Consider the following 19,482-nt stretch of genomic DNA (forward strand, 5'->3'; position numbering starts at 1 on the left):
TCTTTCTGAGAAATCGCCCTTGTCAAACCCCGCGCCCTGAGCTATTTCGCCCACCACGGTCGGAGTGTAGCTCAGCCTGGTAGAGCACTGTCTTCGGGAGGCAGGGGTCGGAGGTTCGAATCCTCTCACTCCGACCAATTTGTTGATTAAGATCAATAAATTAAAAGCCAGGGCGCAGAGTTACCTCTGTGTTCAGCGTGCAAGAGTTGCACACTAGACTTCTCCCAATACGCCTCTTGTACCATTGCCCTCCAGAACCGCAGCATGCTGGGCTCTATGCACGCGCTCTTTCTTCGAGAGAAGCAAGGACAATAGCCAACACTTGCTTCCCACTGGTCAAATAGTTAGCACCGGCCCAATACACCGAAAAAGACGGAAGGTTGGCGCCTGCTTGAAGTGTAAAACTTCTGACAACGCAATGCAGAATGACATTTCGCCTTTCATGCCAATTCCTTGATGCGATATCCAGCCAGTGCACCCTGCCTAAAAGTAGACGATCCCCCAAGTACAGACTTAGGCGTAGTACAGATGGCATCTGGAACATCGTGTGGCGCGACCCAGAAAGCAGAAAGCGCATTCAAAAGAGTTGCAGCACGCGCACTGAGGGTGTCACGGCAAGAAGGCTGTCACTGTTTCTTTCAAGTGGTACGTTCGATGCCCCGATTGACGGTCGGATCGATTTCCTGCTGGACTTGTACCTTCATCACCTAAAGCGCAATTTCGCGATCAAGGCCTCGGTGCCATAGGAAACAAAAGTGGCTCGCCTAAAGAGCTTTCTAGGACCGGTAGACTGGCAGGAATTCTCGCAGTTGGGCGTCGGGAACCACATCGCTTCTGCGAGAATCTTGATGGACCTGCGCCGTTTTCGTTTCGGTGTATAACTCATGTTTGGCAGCGAGTTTTTCGAAAGCCACGGGTGATTTCCAGCGGATGGCCAACCGTCGCCCCGGCTTCCCCTTGTCTCAGGGCAAATGCAATCAGTTCGTCGCCGAATCGTTTCTTCGGCATCGGTACATTCCCTCTCTGGCCAGAATGTACCCAGGAATTCGCATTCCCTTCGGACCAGTTTCAGGCGGCAGGACCGCTCGGACATACCAAGATTGACAGCACAGTCAGATATCTTGGCGCCGAACTTGAAGACGCGCTATGCGTCGCCGGGCAAATCGACATTTGAACCATGTTGGCAGGCCCCACTTGCCGTTCGCCAATTGGAACCAGACCTAAATTCGTGCTGCAGCGGTGGTTTGAAACAAACCCAGTTCAAGAATTTCTGCGCCTCGACGAAACCTCTCTCTTTCACAGATTTTCTCGACCTTCGAATCGATGGCCGGATCGCCGTTGCTGGGTAAAATCAAAAAAATTTGATTGTTTGGTCAAAAAATGCTTCACTGCCGAAAAATGGGAGGGAACAATGAAAAATGCTTCACTAACAAGAAGAGCCGTGCTTGCGGTTTTCTTTGCTTGCGCGAGCTTGCTGAGCGCAGGTGCTGCCGTTGCCGAAAAGATCAAGGTTGCAGCAATCTATACGCTGCCCGTCGAGCAGCAATGGATCAGCCGGATCCACAAGGCTCTGAACGCCGCAGCCGAGCGTGGCGATATCGACTATGTCTTCTCGGAAAATGTGGCCAATACCGACTATGAGCGGGTGATGCGCGAGTATGCCGAACAGGGGCAGAAGCTGATCGTTGGTGAAGTGTTCGGACTTGAGCGCGCGGCGCGCAAGGTTGCAAAAGACTACCCTGAAACCGCCTTTCTGATGGGATCTTCCTTTGGGCCGGTTGCGCCGAACTTCTCGGTGTTCGACAACTGGATCCACGAGCCGTCCTACCTGTCCGGCATGGTTGCGGGTGCCGCGACGGAGTCGAATGTGATCGGCATGGTCGGGGGATATGCCATTCCCGAGGTGAACCGCCTGATGCATGCTTTTATGGATGGTGCGCGCGAAGTGAACCCGGATGTGAAATTCATCGTGAACTTCATCGACAGCTGGTATGATCCGCCAAAGGCCAAGGAAAGCGCATTTGCGATGATGGATGCGGGCGCGGACGTGATGTACGCCGAACGCTTTGGCGTATCCGACGCAGCCGTTGAACGCGGCGTGAAGGCGGTGGGCAACGTCATCGATACATCGGGCGACTATCCGGGCACTATCATGGCTTCGGCCCTTTGGCACATGGAAGCAACCATCGACAAGGCAGTTGCAAATGTGGCAGGCGGCAGCTTTGACGCTGCGGATTATGGCCAGTACAGTTTCATGGCCTATGGTGGCGGTTCACTGGTAATGGACGAAAGCCTTGTATCTGCTGAAACCGCGGCCGCCGTGAAGGCGCGTGAAGCCGAAATTCTGGATGGGCTGTTCCGTGTGAACGTGAACGATGCCCGCCCGGTTTCAGACAACTGATGGCAGAAGGGTCGGCATTTGCGCCGACCCTGTTTCCCATGACAAATTCCACGGTTCTAAGGCTCAACGGGCTGAGCAAACGTTTCGGCCCGGTTGTGGCAAATGACGACGTCAGCCTGACGCTGGCCAAAGGCGAAGTGCTTGCGCTGCTGGGTGAAAACGGCGCTGGCAAGACCACACTGATGAACATGCTGTTCGGCCACTACCTGCCGGACGCTGGCAGTGTCGAAGTAGCGGATGAAAACAGCGTGCTGCAGTCCCTGCCGCTGGGCCATCCGCAGGCGGCGCTGGCTGCCGGTGTGGGCATGGTGCATCAGCATTTTGCCCTGGCCGAGAACATCAATGCGCTGGACAACATCACCTTGGGATCAGAGCCCTTGCTGGCGCTGCGGCGCAACCGGCAGGCTGCGCGGTCCAAGATCGAGGGGATCATCGAACGCAGCGGTTTGAAGGCACCGCTGAACACGCCCGTTGGCAGGCTTTCGGTTGGCGAACGCCAGCGCGTGGAGATCCTGAAGGCGCTTTATCGCGACGCCCGGATACTGGTGCTGGACGAACCCACGGCAGTGCTGACGCCGCAGGAAGCGGACACGCTGTTTGAAAACATCAAAGCAATGACGCGGGAGGGGCTCTCGGTCATTTTCATCAGCCACAAACTGCGGGAGGTTCTGGCGTTCTCGGACCGGATCGCAGTGCTGCGGCACGGTCGGAAGGTCGGCGAGATGGCCACCGCTGATGCCGATGAGAAGGCAATCGCACGGATGATGGTCGGGGCGGATACGCCCAAGGTTGCCCGCACAGAAATGGCGCCGGGCGGGCCAGTCTTGAACCTGACGGAGGTTTCCGTCGCTGGACGTTCCAAGCGCGATACGCTGAAAGGCGTTGATCTCACAGTGCGCGCGCATGAGATCCTGGGCATTGCCGGGATTTCCGGCAACGGGCAAAGCGCGCTGGCCAATGTGATTTCCGGCCTGGCAGCGCCCAGTGCAGGGCATGTTCAGGTTGACGGCATTGAGGTTGCGAAACCCAGCCCGGCTGCCATGGTGAAGGCAGGTATCGGGCGCATCCCCGAGGACCGTCATCACGAAGGCATCGTTGGCGCCATGAGTGTCGCCGAGAACATGGTGATCGAACGGCTGGATGATCCGGAGGTGCAATCCCGCGGATTACTGCGCCGGGACGCCATTCGCGACAATGCAGAGCGGCTGACACAGGCCTATGACGTGCGCGGGCCGGGTGTTGCGGCGTCCTCTAGGCTGCTGTCCGGCGGCAATATCCAGAAGCTGATCCTGGCGCGAGTGTTTGAGCGCGCGCCCCGGCTGATCCTGGCCAACCAGCCGACACGCGGCCTGGACATGGGCGCCGCAGCTGAGGTGGGGCGGCGCCTGCTGGAAGCGCGGGAGCGCGGCGCGGGCGTGGTCCTGATTTCAGAGGACCTTGACGAAATCCTAGGTCTTGCGGACCGCATCATGGTGATCCGCGACGGCAACCTGGTAGAGGCAGGCAGCCACGACCGAGAAAAGATCGGGCTGATGATGGCAGGAGAACCCGCATGATCCGCATTGAACCGCGCGAGAACCCGTCCCGCGCCTTTGCTGTTGGGATTCCCATCCTGTCCGCTGTAATTTCTCTGGCCCTTGCCGCCATTCCCCTGCTGGCCGCCGGAGCCAACCCGATCACCGCCTATGGCGAGATGATCAGGGGCGTTTTCGGTTCTGTCTTTGCCCTGTCCGAGATGCTGACCCGTGCCACGCCGCTGATCTTCACAGGTCTTGCTGCTGCCTTGGCTTTTCGTGCCAAGCTGTGGAACATCGGGGCTGAGGGGCAGCTGTATCTTGGCGCCATGGCGGTTGTTGCCATCGGATCGGGATACCTGGACGCCCCGGGCTTTGTGCTGCTGCCGCTGATTATTCTGCTGGGCGCCGGCGCCGGTGCCGCAGGTATGATGGCGCCGACCTATTTGAAGGTCCGCTTCGGCGCTGACGAGGTTGTGACGACGCTCTTGTTGAACTTCATCATCCTGATCTTCCTTCAGATGATGCTGGAGGGCCCGCTGCAGGACCCCATGGGGCTGGGCTGGCCGCAATCGGCACCGATTCTGGATCAGGGCATGCTGCCGCCGCTAATGGAGCGGATGCGGGTGCATTCCGGGTTGATCATTGCACTTGTGTTGGCAGGGATTGCTCAGTTCATGCTGGCACGGTCCGTCTGGGGCTTCAAGCTGCGGGCAGTCGGGGAAAACGCCGCCGCTGCCCGCCATGCGGGGATCAATGTGAACCGGTCGCTGTTCGGGGTGGCCGCGATCTCTGGCGCTTTGGCCGGGCTGGCGGGTGTCAGCGAAGTTGCGGGGCTGAAAGGGTATCTGACTTCGGATCTGTCGCCGGGTTTTGGCTACACCGGCATTGTCGTGGCGATGCTGGCCGGGCTGTCACCCGTAGGTGTGGTGGTTGCTGCCTTGTTCATTGCCTCAGTGTTTGTGGGCGCCGACAGTATGAGCCGGGCGATGGGCGTGTCGTCCTTTCTGGCGGACCTCGTTGTCTCGATGTCACTGCTGTGCGTTCTGGTCGGCGGCTTTCTGGCGAAATACCGTATTCTACGCACCAAGGAAGTCGCATCATGATGGATCTTCTGAACATTCTCCTGAGCGAAAGCTTCTGGGCAGCTTCCTTACGTATTGCCACGCCACTGATTTTTGGCGTGTTGGGTGCCCTGATCTGCGAACGAGCAGGCATCCTGAACCTCGGGATCGAGGGGATTTTTGTTGTTGGCGCCATGTGCGGCTGGATGGCGGTCTGGCTGGGGGGCGGTCTGTGGGGCGGCGTTCTTGCCGCGGCGGCGGCGGGAGCGCTGTTTGGACTGCTGCATGCGGTGCTGACGGTTCCCCTGGGGCTTTCACAGCATGTATCCGGACTGGGGATTACCCTGTTTGCCACATCTGTCAGCTACTTCACCTACCGCACCGCCTTGCCCGATGTGTCCTCGCCGCCGCGGATCGAACCGTTCAGGGCTCTGGACATTCCGCTGCTGTCGGATCTGCCGTTTCTGGGACCGGTGCTGTTCCAGCAGACCGCGCTCACCTGGCTCGCGCTGCTGATGGTGGCCCTGGTCTGGTATGTCATGAACCGCACGGCTCTGGGTGTGGCAATCCAGGCGGTCGGAGACAATCCTGACAGCGTCGACGCGCAGGGGCTGTCGGTCTACGGCCTGCGTATCGGGGCGATTGTTGCCGGGTCAGCATTGATGGCGCTTGGCGGCGCCTTCCTGACCATGAGCGCCTTTGACGCCTTTTTCTTTGGCATGGTGAACGGTCGCGGATGGGTCTGTATCGCGCTGGTGATCTTTGCCAGCTGGCGGCCCGGCAAGGCATTGTTCGGCGCCTTGCTGTTCGGGGCGTTCGATGCGCTGCAGGTGCGCCTGCAGACGGAAATGGGTGCGCTGGTGCCCGGTCAGGTCTTCCTGATGGCCCCCTATATCCTGTCAATCATCGCGCTTGTCATCGCAGCCCGTTCTGCCGACTATCCGCGTGCGCTGCTGACCCCCTGGTTCAAGGGCCAGCGCTAACAATCCGCTTTGGGAAGGAGAACCTGATGTTTGACCTGATTGTCAGAAACGCCAGCCTGACGGACGGGCAAACGGGTGTCGATATCGCCTGCAAGGATGGCAGGATCGCCGCTGTCGAAGCCTCCATTACCGCTGAGGCCAAGGAGGTGATCGAGGCAGAGGGCTATCTGGTCACTCCACCATTTGTGGACCCGCATTTCCACATGGATGCAACGCTCTCGCTTGGCACGCCACGGATGAATGTGTCCGGCACGCTGCTGGAGGGCATCGCCCTGTGGGGAGAGCTGAAGCCGGTCCAGACAGTGGACGACATCATCGAGCGCGCGCTGCGCTACTGCGACTTGGCGGTTGCCAAGGGCATCGGCGCAATCCGCAGCCATGTGGATACCTGCGATGATGAGCTGAAGGGCGTTCAGGCGTTGCTGGAGGTGCGTGAAAAGGTGAAGGACTATCTGGATCTGCAGCTGGTTGCCTTCCCTCAGGACGGTGTGCTGCGTGATCCCGCAGCATTGGCGAACACCATCCGGGCCTTGGATATGGGAGTGGATGTCGTCGGCGGCATCCCCCATTTCGAACGCACCATGGCGGATGGCGCCGAAAGCGTCCGTCAACTGTGCAAAATCGCGGCAGACCGTGGCCTGATGGTGGATATGCACTGTGACGAAAGCGACGATCCCCACAGCCGCCACATCGAAACCTTGGCCTATGAGACCCAGCGCCTGGGTTTGCAGGGCCGTGTGGCCGGATCACATCTGACTTCAATGCATTCCATGGACAATTACTATGTGTCCAAACTGATCCCTCTGATCGCCGAAGCCGGAGTTCACGCAATCCCGAACCCGCTGATCAATATCATGCTGCAGGGCCGTCACGACACCTATCCCAAACGCCGCGGACAGACGCGGGTTCGCGAGTTGCGCGATGCGGGGATTGCGGTTGGCTTCGGGTCCGATTGCGTAATGGACCCTTGGTATTCGCTGGGCAAGGCGGACATGCTGGACGTGGCTTTCATGGGGTTGCATGTGGGGCAACTTTCGAGCCGTGATGATATGAGCTGGTGCTTTGACGCCGTAACAGAGAATTCCGCGCGGATCATGGGATTGCAGGGATACGGGGTCGCAAAGGGGAAAGACGCGAATTTCGTGTTGCTGCAGGCGCAGGACAAGATAGACGCCATACGCTTGCGGGCGCATAGGATAGCTGTCATTCGTGCGGGACAAGTGGTTTCCCGGTCTACACAAGTGGTGCATGAGATCACCAAACCAGGTGAGGCCGCTCGGGTTCTCAATGAAACGCAGATCGTGGATGGAATGAAGAACTGACCTGCGCCGGTTGGTAAGGGATGACAGCTTCGTCCGGCGCCTGGCCTGTCGCGCCATTTGGCTGCGAAAGCACGATTTCAGTTTGCTGCAAGTCAACGTCCACGAACGATTGGTACGGCGACATGCGCTGCATCGTGGCAATGAATACGGGCGCCTTTTTCTGGCCGACAGAGGCTGAACTGTTCTGAAGACAGGGCAAACCGACACACTCTGCGCGCCGCCGCCGGGTCTCCATTCCTGTCGGCGAACGGACCGCCTTAATCGGACTTCATCGCTGTGCGTTTCAGCTGTTTCCACAGCACATCCAGCGTCTTCTTGCAGTCACGCGGATCGCGGTAAAGGCGGATTTCCAGATCAGTGGCCAGCCGTTCATCTACAATCGCAAACCGGCCCGCGTTGATTTCCTGGCGGCACAGGCTCAACGGCAGCCAGCCCATGCCGAACCCTTCCTGAATCATCGCCTTGACACTATTGGCCAGCGCGTTCTGGTTGACGATAAACACCTTTTGGTCAGGTAGCAGCCGCGTCAGGGCAAATTCCTGCACCGAACGCAGCGCAGATACAGCACCATAAGAAAGCAAAGGCACCGCGTCTTTGCTGCCGGGTTTGAAAGCAAACTCCGGAGCCCCATCCGTGGTGGTGCGCGAGACCGGCACATAGCGGTCCGTGGACAGCGTCAGATACTCGAAGTTGGCGACTTCCAATGGCCCCAGAAAGTCCATCGAAGGGTGCCAATACGTCAGGATCACGTCGCAGTACCCCTGCTGCAGCGCACTGACGAACTGATCAGCTGCCCAGGACGTGGAGTTCAGGTCGGTATCCACCCCACCCTCGCTGGCCAGGGGCGCAATCAGGGTCTTGTAATGGGTCATATACAGCGACTGCGATGCAGCGAAGCGGATCACGTTTTCAGCCGCCGCATCAATGGTCTGGCAGCGTTCGATGGTTTCCTCGTAGGTGCGCAGCATGATGCGCGACTGTGACAGGAACACCTCCCCTGCCGGGGTCAGTGTCAGCGGCAGCGTTTCACGGTTGATCAGCCGCACACCGATATCATTCTCCAGCGCCCGGATGCGGCGGGAGAAGGCCGGCTGGCTGACATTCCGTTCTTCAGCCGCGCGCGAGAAATTCTTGCACGCGACCAGGGCCTCGAAATCTTTGAGCCAGATGATGTCCAACTGAGCGTCCTGCCTTAACCGGCAGCCACTGCTTCCAGCCTGTCTTCTTCGACAGCGTGGCACGCAACTGTGCTGCCGTCGGGCTGGTGAATGGCTTTGGGCTTTTCACTTTTGCATCGTGTGTCCGCAAAAGCGCAGCGGCTTTGGAACGGGCAGCCTTGCGGCAGGTTGATCGGCGTCGGAATCTCACCTTTGAGGCGGATATGGTTCGGCCGGTCGTCCTTCAGTTGCGGCACTGCGGACAGCAAGGCCCGAGTATAGGGGTGTTTGGGGTTGGAGAACAATGTCTGCGTGTCTGCCACCTCACAAACCGACCCAAGGTAAAGCACTGCAACGCGGGTGCCGAAATGCTCCACCACGCTCAGATCGTGGGTGATGAACAGATAGGTAAGGCCGCGGCTTTCCTTGGCCTCCAGCATCAGGTTCAGCACCTGCGCCTGGATTGAGACATCCAGGGCGCTGATCGGCTCATCCGCGATGATGAACTCTGGGTCCACAGTCAAGGCGCGGGCAATGGCGATCCGCTGGCGCTGGCCGCCGGAGAATTCATGCGGGTAGCGTTTCGCCCAGCTGGGATCGACGCCAACCGACATCATCACCTCAGTCACCTTGTCGCGCACCTCGCCCGCCGAGACGCCGGGATTGTGATGGCGCACCGGTTCTTCCAGCGCCTGCCGGATGGTCATACGCGGGTTGAGCGAGGCGTAGGGATTCTGGAAGATCATCTGGATCTTCTTGCGCAGGGGCTGCATGCCAGCGCGCGACAGGTTGTCGATACGCTGGCCGCCATAGCGGATCTCGCCAGCTGATGGGGTCAGCAGCCCTGCCACCAGCCGCGCCACGGTGGATTTGCCGCAGCCGGATTCACCCACGATGCACAACGCCTCGCCCTTGCGGGCTTCCAGCGAAATATTGTTCACCGCATGGACTGAACGGCTTTCGCGTACGATCCTGCCTTGCTTGAATTTCAACGTTTCGAGAAAGCCCTGATCAAGGTCGAACCGTTTTTCCAGGTTCTGGATCTCCAGCAATGGGCGGTCTGTGTTTGCGTCACTCATGCCTGGGCCTCCTGACGGTCTTCATCGCTGTTCAGGCGCTGCACCTCGTGGCAGGCCACCTCAACCTTGCCGTAATGCTCGGTTTCGGGCACCCGGCTGCGGCAAAAGTCGGTTGCATATTTGCAGCGCGGGTTGAAAGCACAGCCGGCAGGAATGCTGACCAGCCCTGGCATGTTGCCCGGGATCTGCTTCAGCCGCTGGCCTGGCAGGGTCTGCTGCGGCAGCGCATTTATCAGCCCCTGAGTATAGGGGTGCTGCGGATCATTGATGATCTCGCGGGTGCGCCCGGATTCAATGATCCGGCCGGCATACATCACCAGCGTGCGTTCGGTCATCTGGCTGACCACACCCAGGTCGTGGGTGATCAAGATCAACCCCACCTGATTGGACTGGCACAGCTCCAGCATCAGCTCCATGATGTCTGCCTGAATAGTCACATCCAGCGCAGTGGTCGGCTCATCGGCGATGATCAGTTGCGGGTCCAAAAGCAGCGCAATCGCAATGATGATCCGCTGGCGCATACCGCCAGACAGCTCGTGCGGATACTGCTCCAACCGCTCTTCCGGCGACGGGATATAGACTTCACGCAGCTTGACGATGGCAATCTGGCGCGCCTCTTCGCGGCTCAGCTTGCGATGCGCCATCAGGGTTTCGATCATCTGCTGGCCGATGGTCAGGACCGGGTTCAGCGTCACCATCGGGTCCTGAAAGATCATCGCCATCCGGTTGCCGCGCAGATTGCGCAGCTTCTTGTTGTTCATCTGAACAACATCTTCGCCATCAAACAGGATCTTGCCGCTGTCGATATAGCCCGGGCGGCTCAGCAGGTTCATCAGCGAGAACCCGGTGATCGACTTACCCGCGCCGCTTTCGCCGACGATGCCAAGGCGTTCGCCCTTGGCCAGATCAAAGGAGATGCCGTTGAGGGCAGTAACCGTCTGGTCGCGCATGGCGAATTTGACGGTGAGGTCGCGAACGGAAAGTAGGCTCATCGCGTTACCCCTTGTAAAGTTTCGGGTTCAGGACGTCGCGCATCCAGTCGCCCAGCAGGTTGATGACAAGGACCAGCACCACCAGCACCACCCCCGGAATGGCGGTGATCCACCAGCTGCCGGAAAAGATGTAGTCGAAGCCGGAGGAGATCAGCGAGCCCAGCGACGGCTGGCTTGGCGGCATGCCCAGCCCCAGGAAGCTGAGCGACGCCTCGGAGATGATCGCATTGGCGACCTGCACAGTGGAGATCACAAAGATCGGCGACAATGAGTTCGGCAGGATATGCCGCACCATGATCCGCATTGGACCAAAGCCAAGCACGCGGGCGCTGTCGACATATTCCTTCTTCTTCTCGGCCAGAACGGTGGCGCGCACGGTGCGGGCATATTGCGGCCATTCCGCCACCCCGATCACGGCGATCAGGAACACCACCGCATATTTGTTGAAGGTGTCCGTGCCGAACATCGCCTGGGTCACGGCCAGAAAGATGATCGCCACCATCAATGTCGAGAACGACAGCTGTATGTCCGCAAGCCGCATCAGGAGACTGTCCAGCCGACCGCCGACATACCCGGCGATCAGGCCGATGGAAATGCCCAGGAATGCCTGCAGTGCCACAGCGCAGATACCGATCAGCAGCGACAGGCGGGTGCCATAAAGGATCGTCGACCACAGATCCCGGCCCTGGTCGTCAGTGCCTAGAATAAACCCCGGCAGCGACCCGTTGATCCAAGCGGGCGGATATTCGGAATTCATGATATCAATCTGCGCCGGATCATAGGGATCGTAAGGCGCAATAAGCGGCGCCAGAAAGGAAGCCACGGCAATCAGCAGGAATACAATCATGCTGACCACGGCCACCGGGTTGCGGCGGAAACTGTAGCCCATGTTGGAATTCCAGGCTCTGGACCAGCGGGAAGGCTCAGATTTCGGGTTCAGCGTTTCAGTGCTCATGCGCCCATCCTCGCGATGTTTACGGTCGGGTTCACCAACCCGTAGATCAGGTCAACGATGGTGTTGGTGACCACAAAGATAAAGCCGACAACAATCAGATATGCCACGATCAGCGGGGTATCGACGCGGTTCACTGCCTCAAGGAACATGAACCCCATTCCCGGCCACTGGAACACTGTCTCCGTCAGGATCGTATAAGCCACCATAGTGCCGATCTGCACACCGCCCACTGTGATCACCGGCAAGAGCGTGTTCTTCAGCGCATGCACAAAGTAGATCCGCCACGGGTTGATGCCCTTGGCCTTGGCGTATTTCACATATTCAGATTGCAGCACTTCCATCATTTCAGCCCGGATCAGGCGGACAAACAGCGGCAGCATGATCGAGGCCAGTGCAATCGACGGCAGAATGATGTGCAGCCAGCCGTCAGCGGTGGCAAAATTGGTTTGCCAATACCCCCAGACCTGCACGGTCTCGCCGCGCCCATAAGAGGGAAGCCAGCCGTATTCCACCGAGAAGACAAAGATCATCAGGATCGCGGTCAGGAACACCGGGATCGAGATGCCGACAATTGACAGCCCCATGATGATGCGGCTCAGGATACTGTCCGGTTTGATCGCGGTATAAACGCCCAGCGGCACCGACAAGCCAACGATGATCAGCGTCGCGCCGAACACCAGTTCCAGCGTGGCGGGCAATTTCTTCAGGATCACGTCCAGCGCCGGCTCCTTGAAGAAGTAGGACGTACCCAGGTCGCCCTGCAGCGCATTGCCTGCAAACCGCAGGTATTGCGTCACGAAGCTGTCGTTCAGCCCCATTTCGTCGCGCAACTGCTGGCGCACTTCTTCCGAAACCGACTGCCCGACCAGCTCGCGCAGCGGATCGCCCAGGTTGCCCTGGATGGCAAAGGCAATCAGCGAGATGACAAACATCACGGCAACCGCCTGAATGACTCGCTTTGCGAGATAGGCAAACATCTTCCCGACCTTTGTAGAATTTGATTACTGAGCAGGCCGCATTGTCCCAAGGGTCAGCGAAACCTGCAAGCGCAGCCTGGACGGCGGCTTGTTTTTTGAAAGATCCGGGCCAGCCGGAGGAGACCGGCCCGGAAGAGTTCAGTGCTTAGCTGCCGGTTTCGACAATCAGGTCACCGAAGTAGGGAAAGTTCAGCGCATTCACGATGTCGGCCGAGTTCATGCCCGATTTGGAACCCCATGCCAGGTTCTGCCAGTGCAGCGGGATAAAGGCGGCTTCTTCATACAGGATGCCTTCCAGTTTCTGCAGCATTTCCCCACGCTTGGCCGGATCTGTCTCCGCGTTCGCAGCATTCATCAGCGCGTCGGCTTCCGGGTTGCAATAATTGCCCGAATTATACTGGCCGTTGCCGGTGGCATCATCCGGGCAGGCGGTCAGGAACTGGTGGAAGTTCGCGGAATCCTCGGTATCCGAATGCCAGCCGATCATCATCATATCCGCTGCGCGCTCGTCGAAGGTCGGCCAGTACTGCGCCTTGGGCATGGTCTGCAGGTCTACCTTGATGTTGATCTGTGCCAGCATCGAAGCCACCGCCTGCGCGATCTTGTCGTCGTTCACATAGCGGTTGTTCGGCGCCATCATGGTGATCGAGAAACCATCGGCATAACCCGCCTCAGCCATCAGGGCTTTGGCTTTTTCCAGATCGAAACGCGGTGCCAGGGCTTCATCATAGCCCAGATAGCCGGCCGGGCTGGCCTGCGCACCCACGGTGCCGAAACCGCGCATGATGCGGTCAACGATGCCTGCATTGTTCACCGCATAGTCAATTGCCTGGCGGACCCGAGCGTCCTTGAAGGCTTCGACCCGGTTCTGGTTCATCTGGAAGGTGATGATACGGGTGCCCGGCATGGTGATCAGATCAACACCTTCAGCATCCGCCACACGCTTCAGGTCGGTCGGCGGAACCGGCGCGATAAAGTCCACATCGCCAGACAGCAGGGCCGCCACGCGGGTCGGGTCTTCTTTGATCGGGGTCAGGACGATCTTGTCGACGTTGCCGCCGCTGGCGGTGTCCCAATAGCCGTCATAGCGGTCAAAAACCACGCGCACGCCCTGCTCGCGCTCAGAAACCACAAACGGGCCCGTGCCGGAAACATTGCGCGAGGCAAAACTGTCGCCATGCTTGACGATCTCACCCCGGTCCTTGCCGTCATCGGTGGTGCCGCTGTAGAACGCGCTGTCCATCGGGAAAATGTAGGTAGCAGTGTGCAGGACCAGCGGATACGGCTCCGAGGTCTTGAGGTCGAAAGTCATGTCATCGACGACTTCTACGTCAGTGAACTGAGCAAAGATCGCCTTGAAATCATCGCTTTCCTTCAGCCGGTCAAAGGTCCAGTCGACATCCTTGGCCGTCAGCGCGTTACCGCTGTGAAAGGTGACGCCGCTGCGCAGCTTGAAGCGCATGGTGGTCGCGTCGATCTGCTCCCAGCTTTCGGCCAGACGTGGCTCGAACTGCAAGTCCTGTGTCCAGCGCACCAGCGGATCAAAGACCATATGCGACAGCTGCAGCGTACCGCCGGACAGCTGTTCATGCGGATCCAGCGAGACCGGGTCGGCGTCATAGGCAACCCGCACGGTGGTTTCGGCATAGGCAACGGGTGCCATTGCCACCGCTGCAGCAGCCGCCAGGCTTCTGACAAATTTCGTCATTAGGCATACTCCCCTGTGATTATGCCGCAACGCTATCCCGCAGCCCTCAATCTGTGAAATGCCGATATCGCATAAGGTATGCAGGATGAACATTGGAGCTATGCGAGATTTAAATATCGCATCCCGTCCAACGGCTTAGGCATCAGCCGCGCGTTTTCCAAACCGACTCGCCAGCCACAGACCCGCATTTGACAGCCTGAACATAGACATCAAGAAGGCCGCCCGAATAAAAGGACATCCCGAACTGTCTATCCTAGATTATTCGCCAATTTTTTGTGTGATGGCGGAGACGAAGGGATGTTAACCTCTGTTCATTTAACTTATATATTATATAGGCTTAATCACTTTTCTACATTTCAGTTGTAGCACTTACTTGTAGCAAAGTGCATTGATTCAATTGTTCTGGTGGTTCGATTACTTAGTCAGGATTCGAACTCATGCCCCCTGCCTCCCGAAGGCGTTTCAGCCCGAATTCAAAACGTTCAAAGTGTTAAACTCTTGACCCTCGGTTCCTTGTGTTCCTTCACGATCCCGACGTTTAGTAGCGGACCTTAGAAGATGTCCGAGGGCGGCCATGTCAAAACTTGAGATCGTCGTCGTGAACGAGCGAAGTCAAACAACCTATGGCCCTCGCTCATCCGAAGCTAGCCATCATACTCAACGTCTTGCAGCGCTTCTTCAAAGCCGTTTCCCAAAATAACGCGATAGGTGGAGAAGAACTGAGGCCAACGCTTAGATAGATGACGATCTGAAAGGAGCCGTTGAGCTTGATTTTTGGATTTACCCGCTTCCCTTTCTGTCTGTAGCTGGCGGTTAAGCTGTCGCACAACCGTTTTTCTGGCGTCACATAATCGTCCACAGTTCAAGTTTAAGACATTGATCGTATTTTCAACTAGCTCTACGTTTGTCCCGGCTTGGCTCTCGCAAAATTTGGGTGTTGCTTCGCAAGCCTCAACATCTGGAGCCAATTCTCCACTGCTTTGCTTGACTGTAAATAGTTTCGAAAAAGCGGGTAGATCATAGGGGTTTAAAACTCGCCCCTCACACGCCTCATCGAGCTTTCCAGTTTGAATTAGGTGATCTTTGTGGGCGTCACAACTGAGATGCTTCTTTGGAGGTGCTCTGTAGGCCGGTTCTTCTAGGTCTGTTACGGTGTTTCCAGAACATGCTCCCATCAAGTTGTCCCAAACAAGATTCCAGTTTACTCCAGCATCATCGGATTTGGGGTGGAAATGCTCGACCCTCGCGCCTCTGGGATCATTCATGACGTCCACAGAAATTTCGCAATAGGCGCACAATGATCCCTGACTTTCAAACAACCGTAATCGGGTGTTCTGAAAAATTTCACGGCCATTGTTCAAGCCATCATTTTTCATGTGCTCCCAAGCGGCTTGCGGTTCCTTTTCTCGGTACTCTTTGAACTCTGGGAGTTCAGCAACTCTAGCCAAACGCTTCACTAGTCGCGCTCCCACCTCTCGTTAGAAATTCTTATATCTGCATCAATCAAGTCGGGCTCACTTCCCCTGTAGCGGGCATCTAGAGCCTCGCGGAGAACAACTGCTTCATCTGAATCCCACTTTCCTTCATCTACGAGATCAAGATATCGTTTGAGTTCTTTACCTGCCTTCGTGTTCTGCGGGCGATCATCCGGGAGGTCGAACACGTCTTTTAGTAGACGCCCAGCCCGGGCTCCTTCGGTTCCGATTGGCGCACTAAACACTTCACCTTCATCGAGTATTCTTATGTTTTTGCCTTCGACTGCACTTACGACCTGTGGGCTATGTGTGGTAACGATAAATTGGATTTGAGGGAAAGCTTCTCGAAGAGAAATTAGTACTTCATGCTGCCAACTCGGGTGTAAGTGCATATCCACCTCATCGATTAGCACTACGCCACTTGTTTGCTTAGAGGCATTTGATCCCAAGTGAGGATTTAGCTTTGTTGTTCTGAACGCAATGTCGGCCACAAGGCCAATCATGTTTCGCACACCATCGCTAAGATACGAAACCGGCAAGCGACCGTGCTCATCGTGGTAGCAGACCAATTCTTCAAGCGCCAAAGAATACGAAAAATTGCGCCACCCGGCAGGTCGCAGACAGATATCTACTGCAGACGAAACGGATTTCATCATCTCACTAAACTCAGTAGTCCCACGATGAAAAGTCTCATCGCTCATTTTGGAAATCTCGCTGAGGTGACCAATCGACCAGTACCTAAACCAATTTGACATCATTTTGTAATCAGATGCCGGGTTAAGACAGTCAGAGTACCCGATTGTTCGAGAAGTCCGCTGAAGCTTTTTGTTGGTCAATTTAATTGTTTGCCATAGGCGGCCTGTACCGTAGTACGCAAATATCGGGAGATTGGTGGAATTCCCGGCGGTTCGCACCCGCCTCTGCGCAACACGCCCCAAATTGACAAGGTTCTTTGCTTCTTTGATTGTCGTGCTTGACCTAGTCGGCTTAGCCCTTCTTCTTGTCCATTCAATCGTCTCTCCGGAATCGTTCTCGGGATCAAAATTATAAGGAAATGCCCCCGATGCCGTTACCGTTACTCCGTCAGGCGAGTATTCCATTTCATTTGAAATTGTCTGCCTTGGCTGAAACTGTCTGATGTCTGATCCGTCAAACCCACGAGTTTGGCCTTCGTCAAACGCGCCAACAAATGGAGCCAATGCGATAGCAACTCCGTCCAAAATAGCCGTCTTCCCACCGCCATTACGTCCAACTAGAACGGTTAGGTTTTCATCGAAATCGACTTCTAGCCTCCGAAAACACCGAAAGTCGTTGAGCACAATTTTTTCTATCAATCGGTTAGTCATCGTACCATGTGTTCCACTGCGGCTTAAGAGCTTCGGTATCTCCCATGAGGTATAGCCGATCAGAGTGCAATTGCCAGTGTCAAACAGCAACCACAAGATGCGTCCATCTAAGGGCATATGGCTCACCCACCATTACCCCGACGAACCCGAACCGCCAGTTAGTCAAAAGTTTTCTAGGTTTTAATCACATCGCGCTTACGAGGTGTCTCACATGGGACGTCCCCAAAGAGACGTGACCCGCTCGTGTTCAGTGAGTATCGAAATTGCCGAATCAGGATCCTATTGATACAGTATCCTTAGTTCCAGAAGCTGGTGATACAGGAGAGACTTTATGGAGAAGTGGGGCTACGTGCGGGTATCTGTGAACCGCGTTGAACAAGCGGCAGGTTGGGATGACCAGATCAAGACATTGAAGGCGCAGGGCTGCACTCGGATGTACTATGAGGAAGCTTCCACCCGTGGTGAACGGCCCGAGTTCCAGCGGATGATTAAGGAAGCGTCTCAGGCCGCCGCAGGAGATCGCCGGGTGTGTCTAGTAGCGGCTAAGATGGATCGCGCGTTCCGTGATCTTGCGGCTGCGGAAGAAGCCATCAATCGACCGATCAATCGTAACGTTATGTGGTTGTTACCTGACCTCTCACCGAGGCCAATTGATCCAGATGACCCGAGCCAAATGCTCGTAGCACGTCTGCTCGTTTGCGTTGCTCAGTTTGAAAGGGACAGATTGGCTGAGCGACGTGCATATGGAATTTCCCGTGCAAAGAAGGAAGGGAAGTACCGGGGGCGAAAGCCCACAGCCCGGGCCAAGACCCCTGAGGTGCTTAAACTCAAAGAGCGGGGCTTTCGGCCAGATGAAATCGCCAAGCAGCTTAGTATCGGGCGGGCATCTGTGTTTCGTATACTGAAGGATCACCGTGAGAAAACCGCGATGATGTCATAGCAATCTCTAACCTCTAAGAGGTGGTCTGCGATCCGCGCTTCCATTCTTTCTTTTTGAAGCAGGCGCTTGGAAAGCCGTCTTTGACGGCGGTCAGACTGCTGGTTTCGAAGATGTCCGAGAAATCAATCGTCATGCTTTCGAGTTCATTAGCCTCCTGCAAAAGCGCCGCTGCCTTGGGGCTGATCTTCTCGATGAGTGGCCAACTTCGGCCTAGTGGTGTTTTTGGCATTCAATGCTCCTCCTACATGATATTTACCAAGAACTATGAGGCGCAGCAGGTGGTTCTGGCCCAAACCATCGGCGGATGGCTCAGGCAGTGTGGCAACATGCTTCTGATACGATCCAATAGTAACTGTGCAAAACATGTCTGCCTCATATGGCATCCGGTAGCCCGGCAACAAACTGGACCAATACAAGTCAACCATCTGACTACAAATTACAATTCTTGAGAAGCCATGCGGTGAGGTCGGGGTATTCAACTTCAGGATTCAGCTTGGAACAGTCAGTCATCGTCTTCCACTCAGCATCATAGGTCAGTGGTCGAGATTTGATCTTGTGCTTCTTTCCTGCAAGCTTTGGGTGCGTCTGGCGCTGGTCGGGGATGCAGCGATCCCGGCGGAACTCGATCAAATCCATACTGTCATCGACTTGGCTTCGCAGGTAGCCGATCTCGCTATCGGAAAGCCACATTTGCGCATGGGTGCTTTCGATGGAATAGTACACCATCTTTGGGCCAACGCGATCAATGAACTTGGCCCACTGAACAATGGCTGCGGTGACATCGAACGCCGCGCCGTTAGCTCGTGACAGCCCTATGTCGCCATAGAATGCGGTCGCCATATTTTGAAGCTTTGCGTTTGCTTTTTGTCGCTGCTGACCCTTTGTAGAGCGGGTCGGCACATCGAACAATGAGGATGGCATTTTGCTCCCATACGACAGGATTCTGGATACGCTTTCCGAAAGGTCTTTGTCCTCATGAATCCTATCAAAACGAACCCGGTTCCACTTTGGCGTGGAAGATGGGAAGCGCTTGTTGAGCCATGATTGCAGTACATCCACATGTGGTGCTCGAATGAAGAAGTGGCCTGTTAGTGCCCACCCCCCAGAATCTGGCGCGACGATACCGAGTTCTCCTAGCAGCGCCTTCGACTTTTTATCACAAGTCAATTCAGCATGGCTCATCAAGTCAAACTCAAATGCCCCAAACGCCATAACACCATGACCTTTGCGCCCCATATGGGCGACCGCTTGGGCGTTGTTGCACAAAGGCCGTAGAGGATTCACTTTGCGAATCCCGTAGGTTAGATCGGCGGCATGCCGAAGCCTGCCTCTTCCCGCTATCGAACAACGAACTGGTCCAACTATAACGCATCACTTCGAAAGCGCGGCTCTCTGCTGGTCTGGTTTGACCGCGACATGACCTGGTTCGCCGAGCGATGCGGCAAACGCGGACGACCGGAGACCTTCTCCGATGCGGCCATCCAGTTCTGCCTTAGTGTGAAGGTATTGTTCGGCCTGCCATTGCGGCAAACGTCCGGTATGGTTGCGAGCCTGCTGAAGATGGCGGGA

18 protein-coding genes, 1 tRNA gene and 1 pseudogene are annotated in these 19,482 nt (G+C 56.5%); 9 read left to right on the forward strand and 11 right to left on the reverse strand.

Features of this window, described 5'->3' with window-relative positions; all coding sequences use genetic code 11:
- Positions 1–60 precede the first annotated feature (60 nt).
- Positions 61–137, forward strand: a tRNA-Pro gene (locus tag ACP151_RS18325).
- A gap of 745 nt (positions 138–882) precedes the next feature.
- On the opposite strand, the gene ACP151_RS18330 is transcribed toward ACP151_RS18325, so the two are convergent.
- Entirely contained in the window at positions 883–1,008 is a 126-nt protein-coding gene (locus ACP151_RS18330; RefSeq protein WP_424980355.1) for a hypothetical protein, read from the reverse strand.
- Between the two features lie 76 nt (positions 1,009–1,084).
- On the opposite strand from ACP151_RS18330, the pseudogene ACP151_RS18335 reads away from it, so the two are divergent.
- The 6 genes and pseudogenes from ACP151_RS18335 to ACP151_RS18360 all read left to right on the forward strand — a co-directional run.
- A pseudogene (locus ACP151_RS18335) lies at positions 1,085–1,174 on the forward strand (integrase); the annotation flags it as partial.
- A 237-nt stretch (positions 1,175–1,411) separates the two neighbouring features.
- Positions 1,412–2,401, forward strand: a complete 990-nt coding sequence (locus ACP151_RS18340) for a BMP family protein (protein WP_424980337.1) — start codon at positions 1,412–1,414, stop codon at positions 2,399–2,401.
- A 38-nt stretch (positions 2,402–2,439) separates the two neighbouring features.
- The gene (locus ACP151_RS18345) at positions 2,440–3,957 is read left to right on the forward strand and encodes an ABC transporter ATP-binding protein (RefSeq protein WP_424980338.1); all 1,518 of its coding nucleotides are present in this window, start codon (positions 2,440–2,442) and stop codon (positions 3,955–3,957) included.
- Entirely contained in the window at positions 3,954–5,021 is a 1,068-nt protein-coding gene (locus tag ACP151_RS18350; RefSeq protein ID WP_424980339.1) for an ABC transporter permease, read from the forward strand. The genes ACP151_RS18345 and ACP151_RS18350 overlap by 4 nt, the downstream gene beginning before the upstream one ends.
- Complete coding sequence (locus tag ACP151_RS18355) at positions 5,021–5,962, forward strand: ABC transporter permease (protein ID WP_424980353.1); 942 nt, start codon at positions 5,021–5,023, stop codon at positions 5,960–5,962. Before ACP151_RS18350 ends, ACP151_RS18355 begins: the two co-directional genes overlap by 1 nt.
- Before the next feature lie 26 nt (positions 5,963–5,988).
- Entirely contained in the window at positions 5,989–7,284 is a 1,296-nt protein-coding gene (locus tag ACP151_RS18360) for an amidohydrolase family protein (RefSeq protein WP_424980340.1), read from the forward strand.
- A 257-nt stretch (positions 7,285–7,541) separates the two neighbouring features.
- Here ACP151_RS18360 and ACP151_RS18365 read toward each other — a convergent pair whose 3' ends face one another.
- The 8 genes from ACP151_RS18365 to ACP151_RS18400 form a co-directional block, all read right to left on the reverse strand.
- Positions 7,542–8,462 carry a LysR family transcriptional regulator gene (locus ACP151_RS18365; protein ID WP_424980341.1) on the reverse strand — a complete coding sequence of 307 codons (921 nt, stop codon included), beginning with the start codon at positions 8,460–8,462 and terminating at the stop codon, positions 7,542–7,544.
- Positions 8,463–8,476: 14 nt separating this feature from the next.
- Positions 8,477–9,520, reverse strand: coding sequence for an ABC transporter ATP-binding protein (locus ACP151_RS18370; RefSeq protein WP_424980342.1), 1,044 nt, complete (start codon positions 9,518–9,520; stop codon positions 8,477–8,479).
- Positions 9,517–10,512 (reverse strand): ABC transporter ATP-binding protein, encoded by a 996-nt coding sequence (locus tag ACP151_RS18375; RefSeq protein WP_424980343.1) that lies wholly within the window; start codon positions 10,510–10,512, stop codon positions 9,517–9,519. Before ACP151_RS18375 ends, ACP151_RS18370 begins: the two co-directional genes overlap by 4 nt.
- 4 nt (positions 10,513–10,516) lie before the next feature.
- Positions 10,517–11,467, reverse strand: a complete 951-nt coding sequence (locus ACP151_RS18380; protein ID WP_424980344.1) for an ABC transporter permease — start codon at positions 11,465–11,467, stop codon at positions 10,517–10,519.
- Positions 11,464–12,444 carry an ABC transporter permease gene (locus ACP151_RS18385; protein WP_424980345.1) on the reverse strand — a complete coding sequence of 327 codons (981 nt, stop codon included), beginning with the start codon at positions 12,442–12,444 and terminating at the stop codon, positions 11,464–11,466. The genes ACP151_RS18380 and ACP151_RS18385 overlap by 4 nt, the downstream gene beginning before the upstream one ends.
- 145 nt (positions 12,445–12,589) lie before the next feature.
- Positions 12,590–14,152, reverse strand: a complete 1,563-nt coding sequence (locus ACP151_RS18390) for an ABC transporter substrate-binding protein (protein WP_424980346.1) — start codon at positions 14,150–14,152, stop codon at positions 12,590–12,592.
- A 644-nt stretch (positions 14,153–14,796) separates the two neighbouring features.
- Positions 14,797–15,609, reverse strand: coding sequence for a retron system putative HNH endonuclease (locus tag ACP151_RS18395; RefSeq protein WP_424980347.1), 813 nt, complete (start codon positions 15,607–15,609; stop codon positions 14,797–14,799).
- Positions 15,609–17,090 carry an AAA family ATPase gene (locus ACP151_RS18400; RefSeq protein WP_424980354.1) on the reverse strand — a complete coding sequence of 494 codons (1,482 nt, stop codon included), beginning with the start codon at positions 17,088–17,090 and terminating at the stop codon, positions 15,609–15,611. Before ACP151_RS18400 ends, ACP151_RS18395 begins: the two co-directional genes overlap by 1 nt.
- Positions 17,091–17,304: 214 nt before the next feature.
- On the opposite strand from ACP151_RS18400, the gene ACP151_RS18405 reads away from it, so the two are divergent.
- On the forward strand, positions 17,305–17,913 hold the full coding sequence (locus ACP151_RS18405; RefSeq protein ID WP_424980348.1) for a recombinase family protein: 609 nt from the start codon (positions 17,305–17,307) through the stop codon (positions 17,911–17,913).
- A 13-nt stretch (positions 17,914–17,926) separates the two neighbouring features.
- Here the strand turns inward: ACP151_RS18405 and ACP151_RS18410 are convergent, their stop codons facing one another.
- Both ACP151_RS18410 and ACP151_RS18415 read right to left on the reverse strand, forming a co-directional pair.
- On the reverse strand, positions 17,927–18,142 hold the full coding sequence (locus ACP151_RS18410) for a hypothetical protein (protein WP_424980349.1): 216 nt from the start codon (positions 18,140–18,142) through the stop codon (positions 17,927–17,929).
- A gap of 200 nt (positions 18,143–18,342) precedes the next feature.
- On the reverse strand, positions 18,343–19,149 hold the full coding sequence (locus ACP151_RS18415; protein WP_424980350.1) for a hypothetical protein: 807 nt from the start codon (positions 19,147–19,149) through the stop codon (positions 18,343–18,345).
- 78 nt (positions 19,150–19,227) lie between these two features.
- Here ACP151_RS18415 and ACP151_RS18420 point away from each other — a divergent pair.
- Positions 19,228–19,482, forward strand: a 255-nt coding sequence (locus ACP151_RS18420; RefSeq protein WP_424978662.1) for a transposase, incomplete at its 3' end; no start/stop codon positions are given.

Origin of the sequence: Leisingera sp. S232, assembly GCF_049800895.1 — a bacterium.
GTDB lineage: Bacteria > Pseudomonadota > Alphaproteobacteria > Rhodobacterales > Rhodobacteraceae > Leisingera.

What these genes read in the sequence shown, in the direction of transcription:
- ACP151_RS18330 (WP_424980355.1), bottom strand. Translation starts at nt 1,008, where the DNA reads ATGCCGAAGAAACGATTCGGCGACGAACTGATTGCATTTGCCCTGAGA.
- ACP151_RS18340 (WP_424980337.1), top strand. Translation starts at nt 1,412, where the DNA reads ATGAAAAATGCTTCACTAACAAGAAGAGCCGTGCTTGCGGTTTTCTTT.
- ACP151_RS18345 (WP_424980338.1), top strand. Translation starts at nt 2,440, where the DNA reads ATGACAAATTCCACGGTTCTAAGGCTCAACGGGCTGAGCAAACGTTTC.
- ACP151_RS18350 (WP_424980339.1), top strand. Translation starts at nt 3,954, where the DNA reads ATGATCCGCATTGAACCGCGCGAGAACCCGTCCCGCGCCTTTGCTGTT.
- ACP151_RS18355 (WP_424980353.1), top strand. Translation starts at nt 5,021, where the DNA reads ATGGATCTTCTGAACATTCTCCTGAGCGAAAGCTTCTGGGCAGCTTCC.
- ACP151_RS18360 (WP_424980340.1), top strand. Translation starts at nt 5,989, where the DNA reads ATGTTTGACCTGATTGTCAGAAACGCCAGCCTGACGGACGGGCAAACG.
- ACP151_RS18370 (WP_424980342.1), bottom strand. Translation starts at nt 9,520, where the DNA reads ATGAGTGACGCAAACACAGACCGCCCATTGCTGGAGATCCAGAACCTG.
- ACP151_RS18375 (WP_424980343.1), bottom strand. Translation starts at nt 10,512, where the DNA reads ATGAGCCTACTTTCCGTTCGCGACCTCACCGTCAAATTCGCCATGCGC.
- ACP151_RS18380 (WP_424980344.1), bottom strand. Translation starts at nt 11,467, where the DNA reads ATGAGCACTGAAACGCTGAACCCGAAATCTGAGCCTTCCCGCTGGTCC.
- ACP151_RS18385 (WP_424980345.1), bottom strand. Translation starts at nt 12,444, where the DNA reads ATGTTTGCCTATCTCGCAAAGCGAGTCATTCAGGCGGTTGCCGTGATG.
- ACP151_RS18390 (WP_424980346.1), bottom strand. Translation starts at nt 14,152, where the DNA reads ATGACGAAATTTGTCAGAAGCCTGGCGGCTGCTGCAGCGGTGGCAATG.
- ACP151_RS18400 (WP_424980354.1), bottom strand. Translation starts at nt 17,090, where the DNA reads ATGCCCTTAGATGGACGCATCTTGTGGTTGCTGTTTGACACTGGCAAT.
- ACP151_RS18405 (WP_424980348.1), top strand. Translation starts at nt 17,305, where the DNA reads ATGGAGAAGTGGGGCTACGTGCGGGTATCTGTGAACCGCGTTGAACAA.
- ACP151_RS18410 (WP_424980349.1), bottom strand. Translation starts at nt 18,142, where the DNA reads ATGCCAAAAACACCACTAGGCCGAAGTTGGCCACTCATCGAGAAGATC.
- ACP151_RS18415 (WP_424980350.1), bottom strand. Translation starts at nt 19,149, where the DNA reads ATGGGGCGCAAAGGTCATGGTGTTATGGCGTTTGGGGCATTTGAGTTT.